At 74.9% G+C, this 20,756-nt stretch carries 18 protein-coding genes and 1 pseudogene; 5 read left to right on the top strand and 14 right to left on the bottom strand.

Annotation, left to right across the window (positions count from 1 at the left end; genetic code table 11):
- Together A2U95_RS17195 and A2U95_RS17190 are read right to left on the bottom strand one after the other, a co-directional pair.
- Positions 1-2,219 (bottom strand): sensor histidine kinase (locus A2U95_RS17195; protein ID WP_240957351.1); only part of this gene is annotated, 2,219 nt, incomplete at its 3' end.
- 220 nt (positions 2,220-2,439) lie between these two features.
- Positions 2,440-3,693, bottom strand: a complete 1,254-nt coding sequence (locus tag A2U95_RS17190) for a DUF5685 family protein (RefSeq protein ID WP_166023524.1) — start codon at positions 3,691-3,693, stop codon at positions 2,440-2,442.
- A gap of 328 nt (positions 3,694-4,021) precedes the next feature.
- On the opposite strand from A2U95_RS17190, the gene A2U95_RS17185 reads away from it, so the two are divergent.
- Positions 4,022-4,462, top strand: a complete 441-nt coding sequence (locus A2U95_RS17185) for a cell division protein SepF (RefSeq protein ID WP_166023522.1) — start codon at positions 4,022-4,024, stop codon at positions 4,460-4,462.
- A gap of 99 nt (positions 4,463-4,561) precedes the next feature.
- Here the strand turns inward: A2U95_RS17185 and A2U95_RS17180 are convergent, their stop codons facing one another.
- Positions 4,562-6,298: an MFS transporter gene (locus A2U95_RS17180; protein ID WP_166023520.1), complete on the bottom strand. Its 1,737-nt coding sequence runs from the start codon at positions 6,296-6,298 to the stop codon at positions 4,562-4,564.
- Between the two features lie 221 nt (positions 6,299-6,519).
- Between A2U95_RS17180 and A2U95_RS17175 the strand changes: the two genes are divergently transcribed.
- Both A2U95_RS17175 and A2U95_RS17170 read left to right on the top strand, forming a co-directional pair.
- Positions 6,520-7,776 carry a hypothetical protein gene (locus A2U95_RS17175; RefSeq protein WP_420857000.1) on the top strand — a complete coding sequence of 419 codons (1,257 nt, stop codon included), beginning with the start codon at positions 6,520-6,522 and terminating at the stop codon, positions 7,774-7,776.
- Positions 7,777-7,988: 212 nt separating this feature from the next.
- Positions 7,989-9,005 carry a phosphatase PAP2 family protein gene (locus A2U95_RS17170; RefSeq protein ID WP_166023518.1) on the top strand — a complete coding sequence of 339 codons (1,017 nt, stop codon included), beginning with the start codon at positions 7,989-7,991 and terminating at the stop codon, positions 9,003-9,005.
- Positions 9,006-9,143: 138 nt separating this feature from the next.
- Here the strand turns inward: A2U95_RS17170 and A2U95_RS17165 are convergent, their stop codons facing one another.
- Both A2U95_RS17165 and A2U95_RS17160 read right to left on the bottom strand, forming a co-directional pair.
- Positions 9,144-9,359, bottom strand: coding sequence for an I78 family peptidase inhibitor (locus A2U95_RS17165; protein WP_166023516.1), 216 nt, complete (start codon positions 9,357-9,359; stop codon positions 9,144-9,146).
- A gap of 291 nt (positions 9,360-9,650) precedes the next feature.
- A complete protein-coding gene (locus tag A2U95_RS17160) occupies positions 9,651-10,280 on the bottom strand; it encodes a LysM peptidoglycan-binding domain-containing protein (protein WP_240957350.1) in 630 nt (209 codons plus the stop codon).
- A 291-nt stretch (positions 10,281-10,571) separates the two neighbouring features.
- Here A2U95_RS17160 and A2U95_RS17155 point away from each other — a divergent pair, with 291 nt between their 5' ends.
- Both A2U95_RS17155 and A2U95_RS32070 read left to right on the top strand, forming a co-directional pair.
- Entirely contained in the window at positions 10,572-11,393 is an 822-nt protein-coding gene (locus tag A2U95_RS17155; RefSeq protein ID WP_166023513.1) for a hypothetical protein, read from the top strand.
- 166 nt (positions 11,394-11,559) lie between these two features.
- Complete coding sequence (locus tag A2U95_RS32070) at positions 11,560-12,039, top strand: hypothetical protein (RefSeq protein ID WP_206282993.1); 480 nt, start codon at positions 11,560-11,562, stop codon at positions 12,037-12,039.
- Between the two features lie 164 nt (positions 12,040-12,203).
- On the opposite strand, the gene der is transcribed toward A2U95_RS32070, so the two are convergent.
- From der to A2U95_RS17105, 9 genes and pseudogenes are all read right to left on the bottom strand, one after another.
- Positions 12,204-13,679 carry a ribosome biogenesis GTPase Der gene (der, locus tag A2U95_RS17145; RefSeq protein ID WP_166023512.1) on the bottom strand — a complete coding sequence of 492 codons (1,476 nt, stop codon included), beginning with the start codon at positions 13,677-13,679 and terminating at the stop codon, positions 12,204-12,206.
- Between the two features lie 60 nt (positions 13,680-13,739).
- The gene (locus A2U95_RS17140) at positions 13,740-14,450 is read right to left on the bottom strand and encodes a lysophospholipid acyltransferase family protein (protein ID WP_206282900.1); all 711 of its coding nucleotides are present in this window, start codon (positions 14,448-14,450) and stop codon (positions 13,740-13,742) included.
- Complete coding sequence (gene cmk, locus A2U95_RS17135; protein ID WP_166023510.1) at positions 14,408-15,100, bottom strand: (d)CMP kinase; 693 nt, start codon at positions 15,098-15,100, stop codon at positions 14,408-14,410. Before cmk ends, A2U95_RS17140 begins: the two co-directional genes overlap by 43 nt.
- 134 nt (positions 15,101-15,234) lie before the next feature.
- Entirely contained in the window at positions 15,235-16,320 is a 1,086-nt protein-coding gene (locus A2U95_RS17130; protein WP_240957349.1) for a prephenate dehydrogenase, read from the bottom strand.
- 148 nt (positions 16,321-16,468) lie between these two features.
- Entirely contained in the window at positions 16,469-17,512 is a 1,044-nt protein-coding gene (locus A2U95_RS17125; RefSeq protein ID WP_166023508.1) for an ADP-ribosylglycohydrolase family protein, read from the bottom strand.
- Positions 17,513-17,573: 61 nt separating this feature from the next.
- Positions 17,574-18,632 carry a pseudouridine synthase gene (locus tag A2U95_RS17120; protein WP_166023506.1) on the bottom strand — a complete coding sequence of 353 codons (1,059 nt, stop codon included), beginning with the start codon at positions 18,630-18,632 and terminating at the stop codon, positions 17,574-17,576.
- Positions 18,632-19,306 (bottom strand): SMC-Scp complex subunit ScpB, encoded by a 675-nt coding sequence (gene scpB / locus A2U95_RS17115; protein WP_166023504.1) that lies wholly within the window; start codon positions 19,304-19,306, stop codon positions 18,632-18,634. The genes A2U95_RS17120 and scpB overlap by 1 nt, the downstream gene beginning before the upstream one ends.
- Complete coding sequence (locus A2U95_RS17110; protein WP_166023502.1) at positions 19,303-20,421, bottom strand: segregation and condensation protein A; 1,119 nt, start codon at positions 20,419-20,421, stop codon at positions 19,303-19,305. Before A2U95_RS17110 ends, scpB begins: the two co-directional genes overlap by 4 nt.
- Positions 20,422-20,439: 18 nt before the next feature.
- Positions 20,440-20,756 (bottom strand): annotated as a pseudogene (locus tag A2U95_RS17105) (hypothetical protein); the annotation flags it as partial.

Here is a 20,756-nt window from a genome sequence, read left to right as displayed (position 1 = left end):
CGCCGCTCCCCCGGGGCGCCGGCCTGGGGCGCCGCGATCTGCGGGCGCGCGGGCCGGGACGGCGCGGAGGGCGCCTGCCGCGACGGTGTGGAGGGCGCCTGCCGGGCCGGCGCGGGCCGTGACGCGGAAGGCGCCTGCTGCCGGCCGTCGGCGGTCACCGGCACCAGGTGGGGACCACCGACGGCCGGAGTGGCCCCGGCCCGCGGAGCCGGCAGCATCGCCTTCTGGTCGATGCGGCTGTCCACCAGCACGTCCTCGTCCGACTTCCCGGCGGGCGACTTCGGTTCGGCCAGCAGGGTGGCGGGCAGCAGCACCCGGGCCACCACTCCGGCCGTCGGGGCCTCGCCCACCCGTACCTCGATCCCGCACTTGCGGGCCAGCGCGCCGACCACGAAGTGGCCGAGGAAGCGGCCCGGGTCGGCCATGAAGCTGGCCCGTCCGGAGAGCCGGACGTTGGCCTCGGCGAGCGCCTGGGCGTCCATGCCGAGTCCGTGGTCGACGATGGCGATCAGGTAGCCGGCGCTGGTGCGCCGGCCCTCGACCTCGACCTCCGACTCCGGGGGCGAGAAGTTCAGCGCGTTCTCGACCAGTTCGGCGAGCAGGTGGGCGATCTCGGCCACCACCGAGCCGGACACCCCGACCGGCTCGATCCGGCGCAGCACCACCCGCCGGTACTCCTCGACCTCGGAGAGCGCGGCGCGCAGCACGTCGGTGACGGGCAGCGGCGTCGACCACGGGCGGGGGCTCGACTCGCCGGCCAGCACCAGCAGGCTCTCCGCGTTGCGGCGCATCCGGGTGGCCAGGTGGTCGAGCTCGAAGAGGTTGGCCAGGGTCGCCGGGTCGGCGTCCTCGTGCTCCAGCTTGTTGATGAAGCTGAGCTGGCGCCGGACCAGGTTCTGGTTGCGGCGTCCCAGGCTGACCAGCGACTCCGTGGCGTTGCGACGCAGCACGGCCTGCTCGGTGGCCAGGTCGAAGGCGGCGCGCTGGACGCGGTCGAAGGCCTCGGCCATCTCCAGCACCTCGGCGCCGGCCTTCTCCGGGACCCGGAGCGGCTCGGGCGGTTCGGGCGCCTCCCGCAGGTTGCTGTTCTGGATGGCGGCGACCGCCAGCGGCAGCCGCTTGCCGGCCACTTCCCTCGCCTGGTGCGCGAGTTCGGCGAGCGGGCCGGAGACGGTGCGGACGCAGTCCAGGGCGAGGGCGCCGAGGGCGGCGACGGTGGCGAGCGCCAGCAGCCCGAAGAGCACCAGGTCCTCACCGGCGTCGCTCTCCAGTTCGGAGGCGCGGCTCTCCACGTCGTGGCCCAGCGAGATCTGCACCTCCCGCAGCCCGTCGATGGTGGACGTCGCGCTGCTCCACCAGCCCGTGGGCGGGATCTCGGCGGTGTCGAGCAGACCGCCTCCCCGGACCGCCCTCCGCTCGTACCACTCGGTGCGCCGGGCGTCGGGCGTGCCCAGCGCGGCGTCGAGGCGGCGTTCCTGGGTGGTGGTGGCCACCGAGGGGAAGGCCGCCAGCGAGGCGAGCCGGCCGGCCCGGATCTCCAGGAAGCGGCCGTGGTCGTCGCCGCGGAACCGCCCCCCGGTCACCGAGCCGAGCAGGACCGCGCGCTCCTGGCTCGCGAACTCCTTGGCCTCACCGAGGATCTGCAGCGCCCGCCCGGCGTCGTACAGGGTGTGGTCGCGGGCCTCGTCGAGACCGAGGTCGAGGCCGTCCAGCGCGGTGATGACCGCGGTGAAGTAGTCGAACGCCTCCTCCACCTGGACGCTCCGGGCGTCGGCCTTCCCGCGGATCCCGCCGAGCGCGTCGAGCCGGCCGAGGACCTCCCGGACCGAGGCGGCGCGCCGCTCGTCCGTGTGCCCCTCCAGCGCCCGGTCGAGGACGGCCCGCGCCGTGTCGGTGGCCTCGCGCTGCGCGGGCAGCCGGTCGCGGAACTGCCGTACGCCGCCCAGCTGTCCGGCGGTGAGACCGCGCTCCTTCTGCAGCTCGTGGACCAGCCCCTGCAGGGTGATCTCCAGGCGGGCGTTGTCCGCCGTGGCGGACGCGGTGCGGAAGGTCGCGATCTGTTCGGCGGCGGCGGTGCCGAGCAGGGCCAGCAGGACGGCGAGGGCAAGGAGCAGGACCCTGAGGAGCCTGGTGCGAAGGGAACGGGGGGCCTTCCGGCCCGTCCCGCCACGGGCGGCGCGCAGGCGCGCGGCGGCCGATGTCGGTGTGACTGCGTCCACTGAGGTGCCTTAAGGGGGAGGCGAGTTGGTCGGAGGAAGAGAAAAGGTTCTGCCTCCGACCCAACGACACCGGTGGCCCCGGGTTACCGGACGGACCGGGTTTGCATCCCATCGTGGCCGCCTCCCCGCGGAAGGCGCGGGTGGCCGCGGAGCGCCGTACGGGGCGCGGCGGCCCGGGGGACGGCGCTGCGCCGTACGGCCGCCGGCACGCCTCGTGACGTCAGCAGTTGCAGCCGCAGTCGCAGTTGCAGCAGTCGCACCCGCCGCCCTCGCCGCCGTCTCCCCCGCAGCAATTGCAGCAGCTGCAGCAGTCGCAGCAGCTGCTGCAACCGCCGTCGCACTGGCTGCACCAGCCCTCGCGGCGCCGTCGCGACCACGGGCCCTCGAACTCGTCGGCGCAGCAGACCTGGCAGGTGCAGAGCAGGCCGACGGCGGCGGCGCAGCCCGCCCAGAAACCGCGCCCCGGCCGGTGCGGCGGCCGCCCTCCGGCCGGGCTGCCGGGACCGTACGGGCCCTGCGGTCCGGGCGGCGCGTACGGGCCCCGGGGCGCCGGGGACGACGGGGAGGCGGGGGGCGGGCCGTACCCCTCGGTCCCGCCCGGCGCGGTGTGCGCGCAGGCCGCGGAGCCGAAGGCCCGGTCGACGGAACGTTCCAGCTCGTGGGCGAGCAGCCGGTGGACGAGCCGGCCGTCGGTGAACCGGGCGTCGCGCAGGGCGAGGCGCACGCCGCGCAGCGCGTCGTCGGCCAGGCGGCGGGCCTCCTCGCGTGAGGTGCCGGTGGCGGTGAGCGGGTTCCAGGCTCCCGAGGCGGCGTCGGCCGCCTGGTCCTCGACGGCGTCCAGCAGGTGGGCGAGACGTCCGAAGAGCCGCCCGGCCTCGGCCAGCGGAGCCGCGTTGGCGGGGCGTCCGGCCAGCACGGCGGTGTGGGCGAAGGCGGCGGCGGTGGCCGTCTCCGTGGGCTCGGTGACGGTGAGGACCGGCGTGCCGGGGCCGGCGAGGCGCTCGAGTCCGGTCTGCCGGTCCACGGCGTCCAGGAGCACCGCGGCGTCGAAGCCGACGGCGGTGGCGGTGCGGGATCCCGCGGCGGTCCAGCCGGCGGCGACCCGGCGGGCGGCGAGGGTCACCGGGCGGCGGGCGAGCAGGCCGTCGCCGTCGGCCACGTGGTCGCGCACCTTGGCCGCGGCCAGCACCAGCGAGACGGCCGCGGCGAGCCGCGCCCCCTCGCCCCGCGCCACCGAGGCGGTGCGCATGCCGCGCAGCGGACAGGGTCCCGCGGCACGGCGCCCGTCCCCGGACCGGGGTGCCTGAGCCTCCGTCAGCACGGATATCAGCAGGCCGTCGTAGTTGGTCACGATGCGGGCGAACTGGCCGTGGTCCCCGCGCAGGGCCAGGCACAGTCCGCAGAGGTGCGCCATCCACTCCGCGGCGAGCCGTTCGCCGAGCCGGTGCCGGCAGGGCCTGACCATTCCGAACATCGTGACTCCCCCTCAGCCGCCCGCGGCCCGTGGCGCGGGACTCCTGCGCACCCTGTATCTACGGGCGACTTCGGAGATCGTAATGGGGTAGGTGGTTCACCCGGAGGCACCACAACTCACTCGTTCACCGCGAAGAATATTATTTCACTCCCAATCACCAGTCGTGTAGGCCAAGTCCCTTGGGATACACGGAGTCTGTACGTATCCACCGCGCACCGGTACCGTCACAACCCCCCTGCGCGGTGTCCGTCCACTTGGCACGATGTCCGACTCATGGACGACCATAGGGAAGCGGAAGCGAGAGAGACCGCAGCGAGAGGAGGCGTCCATGGGATCGGTGCGCAAGGCGAGTGCCTGGCTTGGCCTCGTCGACGACAGCGATGACGAGCGCTACTACGAAGACGACGACTACGCCGAGGGGCCGGAGTCCGAGGACGCCTGGGTCACCGACCCGCGGGTGAAGATCGCCGCCGAGCCGGCGGAGGACAGAGGCCGGCGGATCGGCACCGTCACCCCCGACAGCTTCCGGGACGCCCGCGCCATCGGCGAGCTCTTCCGCGACGGCGTGCCGGTGGTCATGAACCTCACCGCGATGGACGCCACCGACGCCAAGCGGGTGGTGGACTTCGCCGCCGGCCTGATCTTCGGCCTGCGCGGCTCCATCGAGCGCGTGGCCAACCGGGTCTTCCTGCTCACTCCCGCCCACACCGAGATCGTCAGCGGCGAGGCCGGCACGGGCTCCCGGGACGCCTTCTTCAACCAGAGCTGAGGCAGGGCCGCTCACCGGCGGGTCCGGACCGGTGAGCGTCCTGCCCGGCACCGCGCGCCCCCGGCGCCCCCGGCGGGAGCGGACCACGGCCGCCCGGCGTCAGGCCGAGACCCTCGACCGCCGGGCCGACGCGTCCTTGCTCCCCCGCTCCCGGGGCGAGGGCACCATGGCCTCCGCCTTCCGGGCGGTTCCGGCACTCCCGCCGCCCTCCGTGCCTGCGGCACGGTCGGCGCCCCCGGCGCGTGCGGCGCCCCCGGCGTCCGCGGCCTCCTCGACCAGGGGGTCCTCGCGCATCTCCCGCGGCAGGCGCAGCGCCGCCACCGCCCCCATCAGCAGCAGCACCGCGCTGACGACCAGGGTCACGTGCAGGCCGTGCACGAACGCGTCCCGCGCCGCCGTCCGCAGGGTCTCCCCCACGGCGCCGCCGAGCCCGCTCGCGACCTCGTAGGCCTCCCCGATGGAGTGCCCGGCCGCCGCCGAGGCCTGCTCCGGCACCCCCGGCACCGCGGACACCGCCGGTCCGTATGCCGCGTTCATCACGCTTCCCAGCAGCGCGATCCCCAGCCCGGCGCCGAGCTGGTACGAGGTCTCGCCGATGGCCGCCGCGCCCCCGGCCTCACGCTCGGGCGCCTCGCTCAGCATCGACTCGTACGCGCCGAAGAGCGTCGTCTCCAGTCCCAGCCCGAGCAGCACGAAACCGCACAGCAGCAGCACCGGGTTGTCCTGGGCCCCCATCGGCAGCAGCGTCAGCACCGCCGCAGCGGTGAGCACGAAACCGGCGGCCACCATGACCCGCGGCCCCAGGACGCGCAGCAGCCGCGCCCCGGCGAGCCCCGCCGCCATGGCGGCCAGCGTCAGCGGCAGCATCCGCAGACCGGTCTCCAGCGGGGAGAGGCCCAGCACCAGCTGGAGGTACTGCGCCGCGATCAGCTCCAGGCCCACCAGCGCCAGCATGGCGAGCACGATGCAGCCGATGGACGTCCCGAAGGCGGGGCGCGCGAACAGCTTCATGTCGATCAGGGGGTGCTCACGCCGGCGCTGCCGCCGCGCGAAGAGCACCAGCAGCAGCGCGCCCGCCGCCAGCGGCCCCCAGGTCAGCGGCGACGCGGGGTCCACTCCGCCGCCCAGCCGCTTGACGCCGTAGACCGCGCCGAAGAGGCCGGCCGCCGCGGTGAGGGCGCCCGTGACGTCCCAGGGGCCCTGGCGGTCGCCGCGGGACTCCGGCAGCAGCAGGCGGCCGACCGGCAGGGCGACCAGCATCAGCGGGATGTTGATCAGGAAGACCGAGCCCCACCAGAACCGTTCCAGCAGGAAACCGCCGAGCAGCGGTCCGATCGCGGCGCCCACCGCGGCGACCGCGCTCCACACGCCGATGGCGAGCGCCCGCTCCTTCCGGTCCGGGAACACCTGACGGAGCACCGACAGGGTGGCGGGCATGATCATCGCGCCGCCGACACCGAGCAGCACCCGCGCCGCGATCAGCACCTGCGCGCTGTCCGCGCAGGCCGCGAGGCCGGAGGCCAGGCCGAAGAGCGCGTAGCCGAGCAGCAGGATCCGCCGGCGTCCCACCCGGTCGCCCAGGGTGCCGAAGAGGATCAGCAGCGAGGCGCAGACCAGCGGGTAGACGTCCACGGTCCACAGGAGTTCGGCGGCGCTCGGCCTGAGGTCCTCGGTGACCGCGGGCACCGCGACGTGGAGCACGGTGGCGTCCACGGCGACGAGCAGCAGGCTGACGCAGAGGACCACGAGGACGACCCAGCGGTTGGCGCCTGCACCGGCCGCCCGGCGGGCACGGCGCCCCTTGGCGTTCGCGCCGGACACGGTCGTCCCGGACATGTGCGTACCTCCCAGAATGTCTCGCGTCCGGCGGCCCCCGGGGCCGCTCGACCGGCCCACTCGACGAAGACGAGTGGTTCGCCAGCGTACGCGAGTTCGCGCCGGTGACATGTGGTGGAGTTCTCACCCCGGCGCGGGCCGGTTGTGGTGTGCGCCACTGTCATGACCCCGTTGATCGGCAGCACCGGACGGTGCGCCCGCCGCGGCCGATAATCGGGCCCGTGACCGATCTCGACACGCACGACGCGCGTCCGGCGACCGGACGGGCCCGTGCCGCCGGGGCGGCCGTCGCCCTGCGCCGTGCGGCGCCGGCCCTGGCCGGGTACGCCGCCGTCCGCCTGCTGGGCCTGGCGGGGCTCGCGCTGTGGGCCGCCGCCCGCGACACCGATCCCCTGGTGCGGCTCACCGCGCGCTGGGACTCGCTCTGGTACGCGCGGATCGCGGAGTCGGGCTACGGGTACACGGTCCGCCTGCCGAACGGGGACGTCCACTCGGACCTCGCCTTCTTCCCCCTGCTGCCCTGGCTGGAGCGGGGGATCGCGGCGGTGGTCCCGCTGTCGCACGCCCACGCCGGCTTCCTGGTGAGCGCGGTGGCCTCGCTCGCCGCGGCCTGGGGGATCTTCGCCGTCGCCGATCTGGTGCTGGGCCGCCGGGCCGGAGTGTGCGCGGCGGTGCTGTGGGCGGCGCTGCCGGTCGGGATCGTCCAGTCGATGGCCTACAGCGAGTCGCTGTTCACCGCGCTGGCCGCCTGGTCGCTGTACGCGGTGCTGAGCGGGCGCTGGCCCCTCGCGGGCGCTCTGGCGCTGCTGGCCGGGCTGACCCGGCCGGTCGGGCTGGCGGTGGCGGCGGCGGTCTGGGCGGGGGCGGTTGCCTCCTTCGTGCGGGAACGGAGCGCGTCCACGGCGGACGGCGCACCGGACGGACCGCGCGACCTCCACGCCGTGCGCGCCGGGCTCGCACCCCCTCCACGGGGCGCGAGCCCCTGGCCGCGCGCCCTGGGAATGCTGCTGGCGCCCCTGGGGGTGGCCGGCTACGTGCTCTGGGTGGGCCACCGGACCGGGCGGGGCCTCTTCGGCTACCTGGACGTCCAGGCCGGCTGGCGCAACGGCTTCGACGGCGGGGTCGCCTTCGCCCGCTTCGTGGCCGGCCTCTTCGTCTCGGTCCCTGGCGCGCTGGCCGGCACGGCGCTGATCGCCGGGGTGCTCCTGCTGGGGTGGCTCCTCCTGGCCGGCGTGCGCGCCCGGCTGCCGCTGCCGCTGCTGCTCTACGCCGGCCTGGTCGCCCTGCTGGCCCTCTGCGCGTCCAGCTACTTCGGCTCCAAACCGCGCCTGCTGGTCCCGGCCTTCCCGCTGCTGCTGCCGGTGGCCGCCGCGGCGGCGCGGGCCCGTCCGGCCGCCGCGGCCGCGTTGCTGGGCCTGGCGGCGGCGGTCTCGGCGGTCTACGGAGGGCTCTGGCTGACCGGCTCCGGGCCGCCGTGAATTCCCCTCCCGCCACGCGGCCGGAAATGAATTGGCTAACCCGACCCCATTCCCCGGAAAGCGCCCCGAATTCCTGCGGCGCGTGGCGGAAATCCGCCGCCGGGTGAATTCCCCGGACAAGCGACGGCGTGAGAGGAACCCCACATCACATGGTCATCACAAAGCCCTTGATCCGTTCGGGTCGCGCTCTCACCCGCTGTAACGTCGATTGGGTGCGTACCGAACGAACCCTCACCCGTCTGGACCGGGTGTTCGCGCGGCTGGACCGGGAGCCCGAGCGGCCGGTCCAACTCGGCATGCCCCGGATGAGCCGCCACCGGTACGTTCTCGTCGCCGCCTGCCTGGCCTGTTACGCGGCCATCGTGTGGGCCGTGATCACCACCTCCTGGCTGGTCCGCCTGGACTGGCAGGTCATGTTCTTCCGCCCCTACCAGCAGTGGCCCGAGATCCACGCCTGGCTCGACTACTACGTCGTCCTGGGCCAGCGCGGCCCCACGGCGGTGATGGTCGCGGCCTGGTTGGGCTGGCGCTCCTGGCGCCAGCACACGCTCCGCCCGCTGATCACCCTCGCCATCGCACTGCTGCTCCTGAACGTCACCGTCGGCGCCGCGAAGATCGGCATGGGCCGGCTGGGGCCGCACTACGCCACGACCATAGGCTCGAACGAGATGTGGCTCGGCGGGGACATCTTCCCCAGCGGCCACACCGCGAACGCGGTCGTGACCTGGGGCATACTCGCCTACCTCGCCGCCGGCCCGCGTGCCCGGCGCTGGCTCTCCGCCCTCTCCGCGGTGATGTCCCTGGGCGTCGGCCTGACCACCGTCTACCTCGGCACCCACTGGCTGAGCGACGTGCTGCTGGGCTGGGTGGCCGGCGTGCTCATCCTGCTGGCGCTGCCCCTGTTCGAGCCGCTGGGCGCCCGCGCCGAGCGGTGGCTCCTGGAGCGGCGCGACATGGTGTGGGCCCGGCTGGTCCGCCGTTTCGGCAAGGACCACGCCTCCGTCCCGGTGACCAGCACCTCCGGCGGCCTGTCCACGCTGGTCCGCCACCCGGTCACGGCCGGCGGCGACTCCGGCCGGCACTCCGGAGGACCCGTGCTGCTGCCCTCCGGCCCGCACACGGCCCGCCCGGAGCGGGGGCCGGGCGCCGCGTCGGCGGGCAGGCGCCGTCCGCCGCACCCGGACGCTCCGGGCCGCGCCAAGCCGTCCTCCGCCCGCCCGGTGGCCTGAGGACCGCCACGCGGGCCCGGAGCCGGTCCACCACAGGCCCCCCGGACGGGCCGGAGGCCCCGTGGGCGGGAGGACGGGTCACAGGCCCCGCGGACCGGCGGTCCCGCTCCTGGAGGAGCGGCCCCCCGCGCCGTGCTCTCAGCCCTTCCAGCAGCGGACCACCCGCCCCCCGTCGACCTCGAGGTTCAGCCGGCCGACGCGGTACTCCAGCGTGATGATCGCGCCGGGCGCCAGGCGGCGGACCGTGGACCAGCCGCGCTCGCCGGCGCGCCGTTCGGCCTCCTCGGCGTCCATGCCGACATAGGCGTCGGTGGAGTCCTGGGGCTCCTCGTCCGGAGCGGGAATCGATGCCATGTCCGCCACGCTAGGCGGTGCGCGGCGCGTGGGAAAGTCCACCGCGGTCTTCGGCCGGATCGCCCCCTGTCACACTTCTGTCACGGATCCCCCATCGGCCACCGGGCCCGACATGTCACCCGTTCGAGGGTTCCCGGCGAGTATCAAACGCTTTGGCGGAGCCCCTTTCCCGCCCTTCCGGAACACACTGCCCGGAGGGCCCCCGGAATGCCCGCCGGACCGGGTGCGGAATTCTCCCGGAGCCGTCCCGCGGAGACGGCCGAAAGCACGCGGAAATGACCGCGCGTCACCTCACGCCTCTTCCAGCGGAGGGCCGAAGAGCTCGCCGACGCTCTTGCGCGCCGCACCGCCGGGAAGCCTCAGGAAGGTCCCGGCGGCCAGCCCGCCGGGGTCGTCGCCGAGGAGGGAGCGGTTGAGTTCGTACAGCGTCCGCCAGCCGCCTTCGACCTGGTACTTCCTGGCCAGCGCCGCCAGCGTCTCGCCGCGCTTCACCACGTGCATCCGGCCCTTGAGGCCGTACCGCGCGGAGCAGACCGGCCAGGCGCCCCAGCCCTGGGAGGCGAGCACCTTCTCGGCGACCAGGATCTGTTCCCGCTTCGTCGCCAGGTCGGCCCGGGCGGCGTAGGAGCGGCCGCCGAAGGCCACCCAGGTGGACTGCTTGAACTGCAGGCCGCCGTAGAAGCCGTTGCCGGTGTTCACGTGCCAGCGGCCGCTGCTCTCGCAGTCGGCGACGCACTCCCAGGGCCACCGGTCGGGCGGACAGGACAGCGGGGCCCGCGCGGGCGGGCCGGGCGCCGCCTCGGGACCGCGGGACGGCGTGCACGAAGTCAGGAAGGCCAGGACGGCCAGGAGGGCCAGGCCGGTCGCGGAGGCGCCCGTCCCGGCCGTCCGCGACCGCCTCGTCGGCGACACACGGGGCACCGGGCCAGGCTAGGACGCCCTCCGCCGGCCACCCGGCCGCGCCGCGCCCCGCCCGCCGCCTCTCACCCGTCCGGCCCACGCGTCCCCCGCCCCGCTCCGGGAGCCGGCCCGCCGTGCCGTGCCGTGGTGCGCCCTCCCGGACCCGCCGCGGCACGGCGGTCACGGGCCCGGATTCGGATTCCCGTTCGCCGCCGACCGTTACCCGCGCCCCGCGCCACCCGTTGTTCTCACAGTGAGCCGGGACGTCCGGCCCGTGTCCGTCCACCCATGTCCTTCCCTAGGGAGCCACCCGTGCCGCGCATGCTCGATGTCAGCGATGACGTACGCGCCGAGATCGGTGACGAAGAGGCCGACCGGCTGCTCGCCGGAGACCACGCGCCCGGCAGTTACGACTGCACCTCCTGCCGCACCCCGGGCGACACCGACCGGGAACACACCAGCACCGTCCTGTTCGTCGGCGACGAGACCGCCGTGCTGGCCTTCGCCCACGCCGGCTGCCTGCCCTCCCAGGTGGTGCGGGTGAGCGACGAGCAGTTGCAGGGCGCCGTCCGCCAGGCCGGCGCCCTGCAGGAGCCCGACCGGGCCCCCACGGTGCCCGGCCCGTCGGCCGGCGACTCCGGGGTGCGCAAGGCCGCGCCGGAGCAGGCCGTGCTCGGGGTGACCAGCGGTCTGGTCCTGATCAGCGGCGAACTGCACGCCGCGATCGTGGTCGAGCCCACCTCGGCCATCGCCCGGCCGGGCAGCACCGGCCCCGGCGACGAGTTCCTGCCGCTCCTCGTCGAGCAGGGATTCCAGCTGGTGACCGACCTGAACCAGGCTCCCCCGGTGCTGCACGGCTGGTCGGTGCTGCTCGCCATGGGCCAGCTGCACGCGGTGCTGCAGCCGGGTGCGGGCGGCGGCGCCCCGGTCGCCTGGTGGCAGGCGCACCGCCCGCTGCAGGCCACCGACGGCTGGCGGACCGCGGCCAACAAGAACCAGCAGGTCCTGATGTTCGCCGCACCGGTCGGCTCGATCGGCCGTCAGCCGCGTGAGGACCTGCTGCGCGGCGCCCTGGACCGCGCGGCGGCCAACGGCGTCCTGGTGGGCGCGGCACTGCCCCTCGCGGGCATCTGAGGCCCTCACGGCGCCGTCGTACGCCCGGGCGTGGCCCCGCCCGGCGTGCGCGGAGCGCACGAGTCTTCGGCGTGCACGCGCTCCCGTGGAACTTCACTCCCCGGAGTGACGTGCGAATGCCCGGCGCAGCCCGCATCCGTTGGGCCGCGGGGTCGTTTGTCGTTACGTGCACGCTTACGAGGTATCCCGCCGTCAGCCCTTCCCGTCCGTTCCCTCCGCCCGCCCGGCCCATGCGTACGTCCCGTCGGCGACGCCGATCTACGACGCCCTGTACGCGGAGTACGTGAAATCCTTCCGCACGCTGCCGGGCGACCGCAGCGGCGAGGAACGCCTCGCGTTCGGCGGGCCCTGGCGGTACGGGCACGGGAGCGGCGGCTTCACCGGCGGTTACTCCGCGGGGGCCCACGCCGCGCGGCACTCGGCGGAGCAGTCGGCCCCCTCCCCCTGGCAGCGGGTCGGCAGGCTGGCCACCGGCGGCGCGCGTCCCGAGCCGGAGCCGCACCGGGGCGAGGAGGCCGCGCGGGGCTCCGCGGACCCCACCGGTTCCGCCGCGGTCTCCTGGCAGTCCGGACCGCACGGTGGGCGGGCGGGACGTCACACGGCCCCCCAGGCCGCCCTGCCGCCGGCCCCCCGCGCGGCCGAGTGAGCGCCGGGCGGGCCCGCGCGAACCACGCGAAGGGCGGCTCCCCCTGAGGGGAGCCGCCCTTCGGGCGTCGTGCCCGGTGTCCGTTGCCCGGTGTCCGTTGCCCGGTGTCCGGGCCCGGAATCCGTGCCCGGCGTCCGTGACGCCGGGGTCACTTCAGGACGCCGTCACTTCTTCTTGGTGCCGCGCTTCTCGCGGACCCTGACCGAGATGTGGATCGGGGTGCCCTCGAAGCCGAACTCCTCGCGCAGGCGGCGCTCGATGAACCGGCGGTAGCCGGCCTCGATGAAGCCGGAGGCGAAGAGGACGAACCGCGGCGGCTTGGTGCCCGCCTGGGTGCCGAAGAGGATGCGCGGCTGCTTGCCGCCCCGGACGGGGTGCGGGTGGGCGGCCACCAGTTCGCCGAGGAAGGCGTTGAGGCGGCCGGTGGGCACCCGGGTCTCCCAGCCGGCCAGCGCGGTCTCGATGGCCGGGACGAGCTTCTCCATGTGGCGGCCGGTCCGCGCGGAGACGTTGACCCGCGGGGCCCAGGCGACCTGGCCGAGCTCGGTCTCGATCTCGCGCTCGAGGTAGTAGCGGCGCTCCTCGTCGAGGGTGTCCCACTTGTTGAAGGCGAGCACCAGGGCGCGGCCGGCCTCGACCGCCATGGTGACGATCCGCTGGTCCTGCACGGAGATGGACTCGGCGGCGTCGATCAGCACGACCGCGACCTCCGCCTTCTCGACGGCGGCGGCGGTGCGCAGCGAGGCGTAGTAGTCGGCGCCCTGCTGGAGGTGGACCCGCTTGCGGATGCCCGCCGTGTCGACGAACTTCCAGGTCACGCCGCCCAGCTCGATGAGTTCGTCGACCGGGTCGCGGGTGGTGCCGGCCAGTTCGTTGACGACGACCCGCTCCTCGCCGGCGACCTTGTTGAGCAGGGAGGACTTGCCGACGTTGGGGCGGCCGATCAGGGCGATGCGGCGGGGCCCGCCGACGGCGGTGCCGAAGGACTGCTCGGGCGCCTCGGGGAGCGCCTCCAGGACGGCGTCGAGCATGTCGCCGGTGCCGCGGCCGTGGAGGGCGGAGACGGGGTGGGGCTCGCCCAGGCCGAGGCTCCACAGGTAGGAGGCGTCGGCCTCGCCGCTGGGGCCGTCGACCTTGTTGGCGCAGAGGACGACGGGCTTGCCGGCCTTGCGGAGCAGGCGGACGACGGCCTCGTCGGTGTCGGTGGCGCCGACCTTGGCGTCGACCACGAAGACGACCGCGTCGGCGGCCTCGATGGCGTACTCGGCCTGGGCGGCGACGGACGCGTCGATGCCGAGGACGTCCTGCTCCCAGCCGCCGGTGTCGACCACCTTGAAGCGGCGGCCGGCCCACTCGGCCTCGTAGGTGACGCGGTCGCGGGTGACGCCCGGCTTGTCCTCGACGACCGCCTCGCGGCGGCCGATGATGCGGTTCACCAGGGTGGACTTGCCGACGTTGGGGCGGCCGACGACGGCGAGGACGGGGAGCGGGCCGTGTCCGGCCGCGTCGATCGCGCCCTCGACCTCCTCGGCGTCGAAGCCCTCTTCCGCGGCGAGCTCCATGAACGCCGCGTACTCGGCGTCGCCAAGCGCCCCGTGCTCGTACTCGGCCGAGCCGTCGGGCTGGATCTGGTCGTTCATGAAGTCGGTACCTCGTTGCTCATCGAATGGTCGGTGGCGCGCCACGCGGGGCGGGCGCCACTACTCAAGTGTGACCCGGCGTCCGGTCAGACGCCTGGCCTTTTCCAGGTGTGCGGCCAGCCGCTCCTGGATGCGCGCGGTCGCCTCGTCGAGCGCCGCGCGGGTGCGCCGCCCCGTGCCGTCGCCCGCCTCGAACGGGTCGCCGAAGACGACGTCGATGCGGTGGCGCAGCGGGGGCAGCCCGGATATGAGGCGTCCGCGCTTCTCCGCGCTGCCCAGCACGGCGACCGGGACGACCGGGGCGCCGCTGCGGAGGGCGAAGTAGGCGAGGCCGGCCCGCAGGGAGGCGAAGTCGCCCTCGCCGCGGGTGCCCTCGGGGAAGATGCCGAGCACGCCGCCGGCGGCCAGCACGCCCAGCGCGTCGGTGACGGCGGCGCGGTCGGTGCTGTGCCGGTCGACCGCGAGCTGCCCGATGCCCCGCAGGAAGGGGTCGAGCGGCCCGACGAACGCCTCCTTCTTGATCAGGAAGTGCGTCGGCCGGGGCGAGACGCCCATGACCATGGGGCCGTCGAGCATGTGGCTGTGGTTGACGGCGAGGATGGCCGCCCCGGTGGGCGGCACCTTGCCGGCGCCCAGCACGCGGGGCCGCCACAGGCCGTTCATCAGGCCGACGCCGATGCGCCGGCCGACCTCGGCGCCGCGGGGCGACGGCCCGCCGGGCTCTCCGCTCACCTGGTGGCCCGCTTCTCCTCGACCAGGGTGACCACGCACTCGATGACCTGGGTGAGGGTCAGCTCGGTGGTGTCCACCTCGACGGCGTCGTCGGCCTTGGCCAGCGGGGAGGTCTTGCGGCCGGAGTCGGCGGCGTCCCGCTTGAGCAGGGCCTCGCGGGTGGCGTTGACGTCGGCGCCCTTGAGCTCGCCGCTGCGGCGGGCCGCGCGGGCCTCCGGGGAGGCGGTCAGGAAGATCTTCAGGTCGGCGTCCGGGAGCACGGTGGTGCCGATGTCCCGGCCCTCGACGACGATGCCCCGCTCGGCCGAGGCGGCGATGGAGCGCTGCAGCTCGGTGATCCGGGTGCGCACCTCGGGCACGGCGGAGACCGCCGACACCTTGGAGGTGACCTCCTGGGTGCGGATCGGGCCGGCCACGTCGGTGCCGTCGACGTGGATCGTCGGGTCGAGCGGGTCGGTGCCCGAGACGATCTCCGGCTTGGACGCCGCGGCGGCGATCGCGGCCGGGTCGTCGACGTCGATCTCGTTGGTCACCATCCACCAGGTGATCGCCCGGTACTGGGCGCCGGTGTCCAGGTAGCTGAGGCCGAGCTGGGCGGCGACGGCCTTGGACGTGCTCGACTTGCCCGTGCCGGAGGGGCCGTCGATGGCGACGATCACTGCCGGTGCGGTCCGGGCGGCGCTTTCCACGGTGACGGACACCTTCCTGGGGCTGGGGCTTGACTGGCCGGGCGCGAACGCGCCCCGGACAAGGTTACCGGCCTCCTGGGGGTCACCCTCACGGGTGACCTGCCCCGCGGTCCGCCCGTGGTGCGGCGCGCGGTTCAGGACCGGACGGCCCAGCCCCTCCCGCGGAGCGCCTGGGTGAGCACGGAGGCTCCCTGGGGTTCCACCATGAGCTGCACGTGGCCCGCCTGCTGGCCGGTGGCGTGCTCGATCCGGACGTCCTCGATGTTGACGCCGGCGCCCTCGGCGTCGGCGAAGATCCGGGCGAGCTGGCCGGGCTGGTCGGTGATGAGGACCACGACGGCCTCGTAGACGCGCGGTGCGCTGCCGTGCTTGCCGGGGACCCGGGTCCGGCCCGCGTTGCCGCGGCGCAGCACGTCCTCGACGCCGCTCGCGCCCTCCTTCCGCGCGGCCTCGTCGTCGGACTGGAGCGCGCGCAGGGCGCGGACGGTCTCGTCCAGGTCGGCGGAGAGGTCGGCGAGCAGGTCGGCGACGGGGCCGGGGTTGGCGGAGAGGATGTCGATCCACATCCGCGGGTCGGAGGCGGCGATCCGGGTCACGTCCCTGATGCCGGGGCCGCACAGACGGACGGCGGCCTCGTCGGCGTGCTCGAGGCGGGCGGCGACCATGCTGGACACCAGGTGCGGCATGTGGGAGACGAGGGCGACGGCCCGGTCGTGGGCGTCGGCGTCCATCACGATCGGCACGGCCCGGCAGAACGACACCAGTTCCAGGGCGAGGTTGAGCGCCTCGGTGTCGGTGTCGCGGGTGGGGGTGAGCACCCAGGGGCGGCCCTCGAAGAGGTCGCCGGTGGCGGCGAGGGGGCCGGACTTCTCCTTGCCGGACATCGGGTGGGTGCCGAGGTAGGCGGTGAGGTCGAGGCCCCTGGCCTCCAGTTCGCGGCGGGGGCCGCCCTTGACGCTGGCGACGTCCAGGTAGGCGCGGCCCAGGCCGCGGGCCATGGCGTCGGCGAGGGCGCCGGCCACGTGGGCGGGGGGCACGGCGACGATCACCAGGTCGACGGGGCCGTCGGGGGCGGCGTCGGTGCCGGCTCCCAGGGAGGCGGCGGTCCGTGCGCGGTCGGAGTCGTGGTCGTCCAGGTGGACGGTGACGCCGCGGGAGGTCAGCGAGAGCGCCGCCGACGTTCCGATCAGGCCTGCGCCGATCACCAGGGCGGTCCTCACGGTGCTACTCCTCGCGTGTGCCGGTACGACGCCGCCCAGCCTAACCAGCGGCCGCCCCCGCCCGCCGCGCCGCCCGCCCCGCGAGACGGCGCCGCCCCCGGACGGGGCGCGGGGGGCGGGCCCGGCGCGGCGGACGCGCCGCGGGGGGTCACGCGTCCCAGAGGGCGCCGAGGGCCAGCAGCTCCTCGCGGTACTCGATCCGCTCCGCCCACTCCGCGGGCCACGCCCCGGCCCCCAGGTGCGCCCCCGCGAACGCCCCCGCCAGGCACGCGATCGAGTCGGAGTCCCCCGCCGTGCACGCGGCCCGCCGCAGCGCCGTCACCGGCTCGTCCGGGAAGAGCAGGAAGCACAGCAGGCCCGTGGCCAGCGCCTCCTCCGCGATCCACCCCTCCCCCGTGGCCAGGCACGGGTCGGTCTCGGGCGAGACCGATCCCACCGCCGCCCGGAGCCGCTCCAGGGCCGCCAGGCAGTCGTCCCAGCCGCGGCGGACGAAGCTCACCGGGTCGGGGTCCTGCGACCGCGTCCACAGGTCCCCCAGCCACCGCTGGTGGTAGACGTCCCGGTTGTCCAGCGCGTAGGACCGCAGCAGCCCCACCAGGGCCGTGGGGTCCGCCCCCTCGGCGAGCAGCCGCACCGCGTGCGCCGTGAGGTCGGAGGCGGCCAGCGCCGTCGGGTGGCCGTGGGTGAGGGCGGACTGCAGCTGCGCCGCGCCGGCCCGCTCCTCGTCCGTGAGCCCGGGGACCAGTCCGACGGGCGCGACCCGCATGTTGGCCCCGCACCCCTTGGAGTGGATCTGGCTGGCGTCCTGCCAGGCCAGGTCCTCCGCCGCGAGGAGCCCGCAGGCGGTGACGCAGGTCCGGCCCGGTGCCCGGTTGTTCTCCGGGGAGCGGTTCCACTCCACGAACTCCTCGCGGACCGGCCGCTCCATCCGCTTGGGCCCGAGCCGCCCCCGCTCCACGGCCGTCCGCAGCCCCCGCCCGAGCGCCAGCGTCATCTGGGTGTCGTCGGTGACGATCGCCCGCTTCGGCAGGTCCATCTCCCGCCACGGCCCGAAGGTGTCCAGGATCCGCGGCACGCTGCTGAACTCGGTCGGGAACCCGAGCGCGTCGCCCAGCGCCAGGCCGGTCAGCGCCCCGGTCGCGGCCTTCTTCGACGTGGTCGCCGTGATCGTCGCGGGCGTGGTCGTGGTCATGGAGGAACCCCCTTATGTGTCACCTTGACGATAAGGGGGTTCGCTTCACGGCACAAGGGCTTTAGAGGTCGACCTCGCGCATCAGCATGCCGACCTCGGTGTTGGAGAGCCGCCGCAGCCAGCCGGACTTCTGGTCGCCCAGGGTGATCGGGCCGAAGGCGGTCCGCACCAGGCTCTCCACCGGGAAGCCGGCCTCGGCCAGCATGCGCCGCACGATGTGCTTGCGGCCCTCGTGGAGGGTCACCTCGACCATGTAGTGCTTGCCGGTCTGCTCGACCACGCGGAAGTGGTCGGCGCGGGCGTACCCGTCCTCGAGCTGGATGCCGTCCTTGAGCTGCTTGCCCAGGTCGCGCGGGATGGGGCCGATGATGTGCGCGAGGTAGGTCTTCTTCACGCCGTACTTCGGGTGGGTCAGCCGGTGGGCCAGCTCGCCGTGGTTGGTGAGCAGGATGACGCCCTCGGTCTCGGTGTCGAGCCGCCCCACGTGGAAGAGCCGGGTCTCCCGGTTGGTGACGTAGTCGCCCAGGCACTGGCGGCCCTCCGGGTCCTCCATGGTGGAGACCACGCCGGCCGGCTTGTTCAGCGAGAAGAACTGGTAGGACTGCGTGGCCACGGTCAGGCCGTCGACCCTGATCTCGTCCTTCTCCGGGTCGACCCGCAGGCCCTGCTCCAGGACGATCTCGCCGTTGACCTCGACCCTGGCCTGCTCGATCAGCTCCTCGCAGGCGCGGCGGGAGCCGTAGCCGGCACGGGCCAGCACCTTCTGCAGGCGCTCGCCCTCCTGCTCGGCGCCGGGGAAGGTCTTGGGCAGCTTGACGTCCTTCCTGCCCGCGTACCGCTCCCGGTTGCGCTCCTCGATCCGGGCGTCGTACTCGCGGGAGGTGGCGGGCTGCGTGCGCCCGCCGCGGCCCGCGCCGCCCGGCTTCGCGCCGCGCGCGCCGGACGCGCCGCCGCGTCCGGCCTTCGGGCCGTCCTTGGTCGCCCCGGGACCCACGTCGTAGCGGCGCTCCTCGGGGCGGGGCTTGCGGGGGCGGCCCTGCCCCTGCTTCTGGTCCCTGTCGTTGCCGGCGCCGCGGTAGTTCCCGCGCCCGCCGCTCTTGCCGCTGCCGCTGCTTCGCATCAAAGTTCCGTCTGGTCGTCTGCGTCGTCTGCTCCCGGCGCATCGGGTGCGTCCGGGTCGAACGACGGAACGCCTTCCTGGCTCTCGGCCTCGATCGTCTCCGCCTCCGGGACGAAGGGCGCGAGCTCGGGGAGTTCGTCCAGGCCGCGCAGGCCCATCCGCTCCAGGAAGTAGTTCGTCGTCCTGTACAGGATCGCACCTGTTTCGGGTTCCGTGCCCGCCTCCTCGACCAGACCCCGCTGGAGGAGGGTGCGCATCACGCCGTCGCAGTTCACTCCGCGCACCGCGGAGACCCGCGAGCGGCTCACCGGCTGGCGGTAGGCGACGACCGCCAGGGTCTCCAGCGCGGCCTGGGTGAGGCGGGCGGTCCGGCCGTCCAGGACCAGCGCCTCCACGGCGGCGGAGTACTCGGGCCGGGTGTAGAAGCGCCAGCCGCCGGCGACCTCGCGCAGTTCGAAGCCGCGGCGCTGCGCGGCGTACTCGTCGGCCAGTTCACGCAGGGCGTCGGCGACGTCCCGGCGGGGCCGCTGGAGCACCCGGGCGAGGTGCTCCTCGGCCGCGGGCTCGTCGACGACCATCAGCACGGCCTCCAGGGCGGGCTTGAGGTCGAGTCCGGCGACGGTGTCGTCCCGCACGCCGGCCGGCGCCTCCCGCGGGGTCCCCGGGTGGCTCATGCGCGTTCCTCCTTCGTCGTCGCCTCCGCGGCGGGCCTGTCGAACTCGTCGGTGACGACCGGCCGGGGGCCGTCCTCGTCGCCGGTCCAGCGGACCAGCAGCTCGCCCAGGGCGGTCTCCTGCTCCAGGGCGACCGCCTTCTCCCGGTAGAGCTCCAGCAGGGCCAGGAAGCGCGCGACGACGGTGAGGGTGTCATCGGTGTCCGCCACCAGGGCGCCGAAGGTGGCCTCGCCCACTTCGCGCAGCCGGGCCGTCACGACGGCCGCCTGCTCGCGGACGCTCACCAGCGGGGCGTGGATGTGGTCGACGTACACCTGCGGCGGGGGCTTCGGCTGCATCGCCTTCACGGCCAGCCGGGCGAAGCCCTCGGGGCCGATGCTGAGGACGACGTCGGGCAGCAGTTCGGCGTGGTGCGGTTCGAGGCCCACGGTGCGGGGGTGGCGGCGGGACTCGTCCTCCAGGCGGGCGCCGAGGATGTCGGCGATCTGCTTGTACGCGCGGTACTGCAGCAGGCGGGCGAAGAGCAGGTCGCGCGCCTCGAGGAGGGCGAGGTCGGCCTCGTCCTCCACTTCGGCGGCGGGGAGCAGCCGGGCCGCCTTCAGGTCGAGCAGGGTGGCCGCGACGACCAGGAACTCGGTGGTCCGGTCCAGGTCCCAGTCGTCGCCCCGGGCGCGGACGTGCGCCATGAACTCGTCGGTGACCTGGGAGAGGGCGACCTCGGTGACGTCCAGCTTGTGCTTGGCGATCAGCTGGAGGAGGAGGTCGAACGGCCCCTCGAAGTTGGTGAGCCGCACGGTGAACGTGTCCGGGTCGTCCGCCGGTGCCCCGGCGGGCCCGCTGTGCGGCGGCCCGGGCGCGGGTTCGGCGGGGTCCGGCCCGCGAGTGGCCGGTGGTGTGGTGGCCGGTGGTGTGGTGGCCGGTGTGCCGCCCGGGGTCTCCGGAGCGCGGTCCGGTGCCGCACGGTCCGGCGCCGGGGCGGCGCGGGAGCCCTCGGGGGCTTCGACCGGTGCCGGGGCGGTGTGGGGCTCGGGGGCGTCGTCCGGGGAGGCCGGGGCCGGAGGGCGGGCGGGGCCGCGGCCGAGGGGGCGTCTGCGGGCGGGGACGTTCGAGGTCATGGCCGTGGCAGGCTACCCCTACCGTCCGCGCAGCCGCCGCACCAGGATGCTCGCGTCCCCCCGGGACTCCAGATCGGCCAGGACCACCGCGACCGCCTCGCGGACGATGCGCCCGCGGTCCACGGCCAGCCCGTGCTCGCCCCGCAGGACGAGACGGGCGTGCTCGAGGTCCATCAGTTCCTCGGCGGAGACGTACACGGTGATCTTCTCGTCGTGCCGCTCCCGCCCGCTGGGCCGGCGCGCGGGACGTCCCCGGCGCCGCGGCGTGACGCCGGTGGCCGCGGCGGCGGCGCCGTCCGTGCCGCCGGCCCGGCTGTGCGTCTCGCCCGGTTCCC

The sequence above is a fragment of the Streptomyces chilikensis genome (genome assembly GCF_001642695.1).
Taxonomy (GTDB): Bacteria; Actinomycetota; Actinomycetes; order Streptomycetales; family Streptomycetaceae; genus Streptomyces; species Streptomyces chilikensis.
This window is presented reverse-complemented; position numbering and strand designations above follow the sequence as displayed.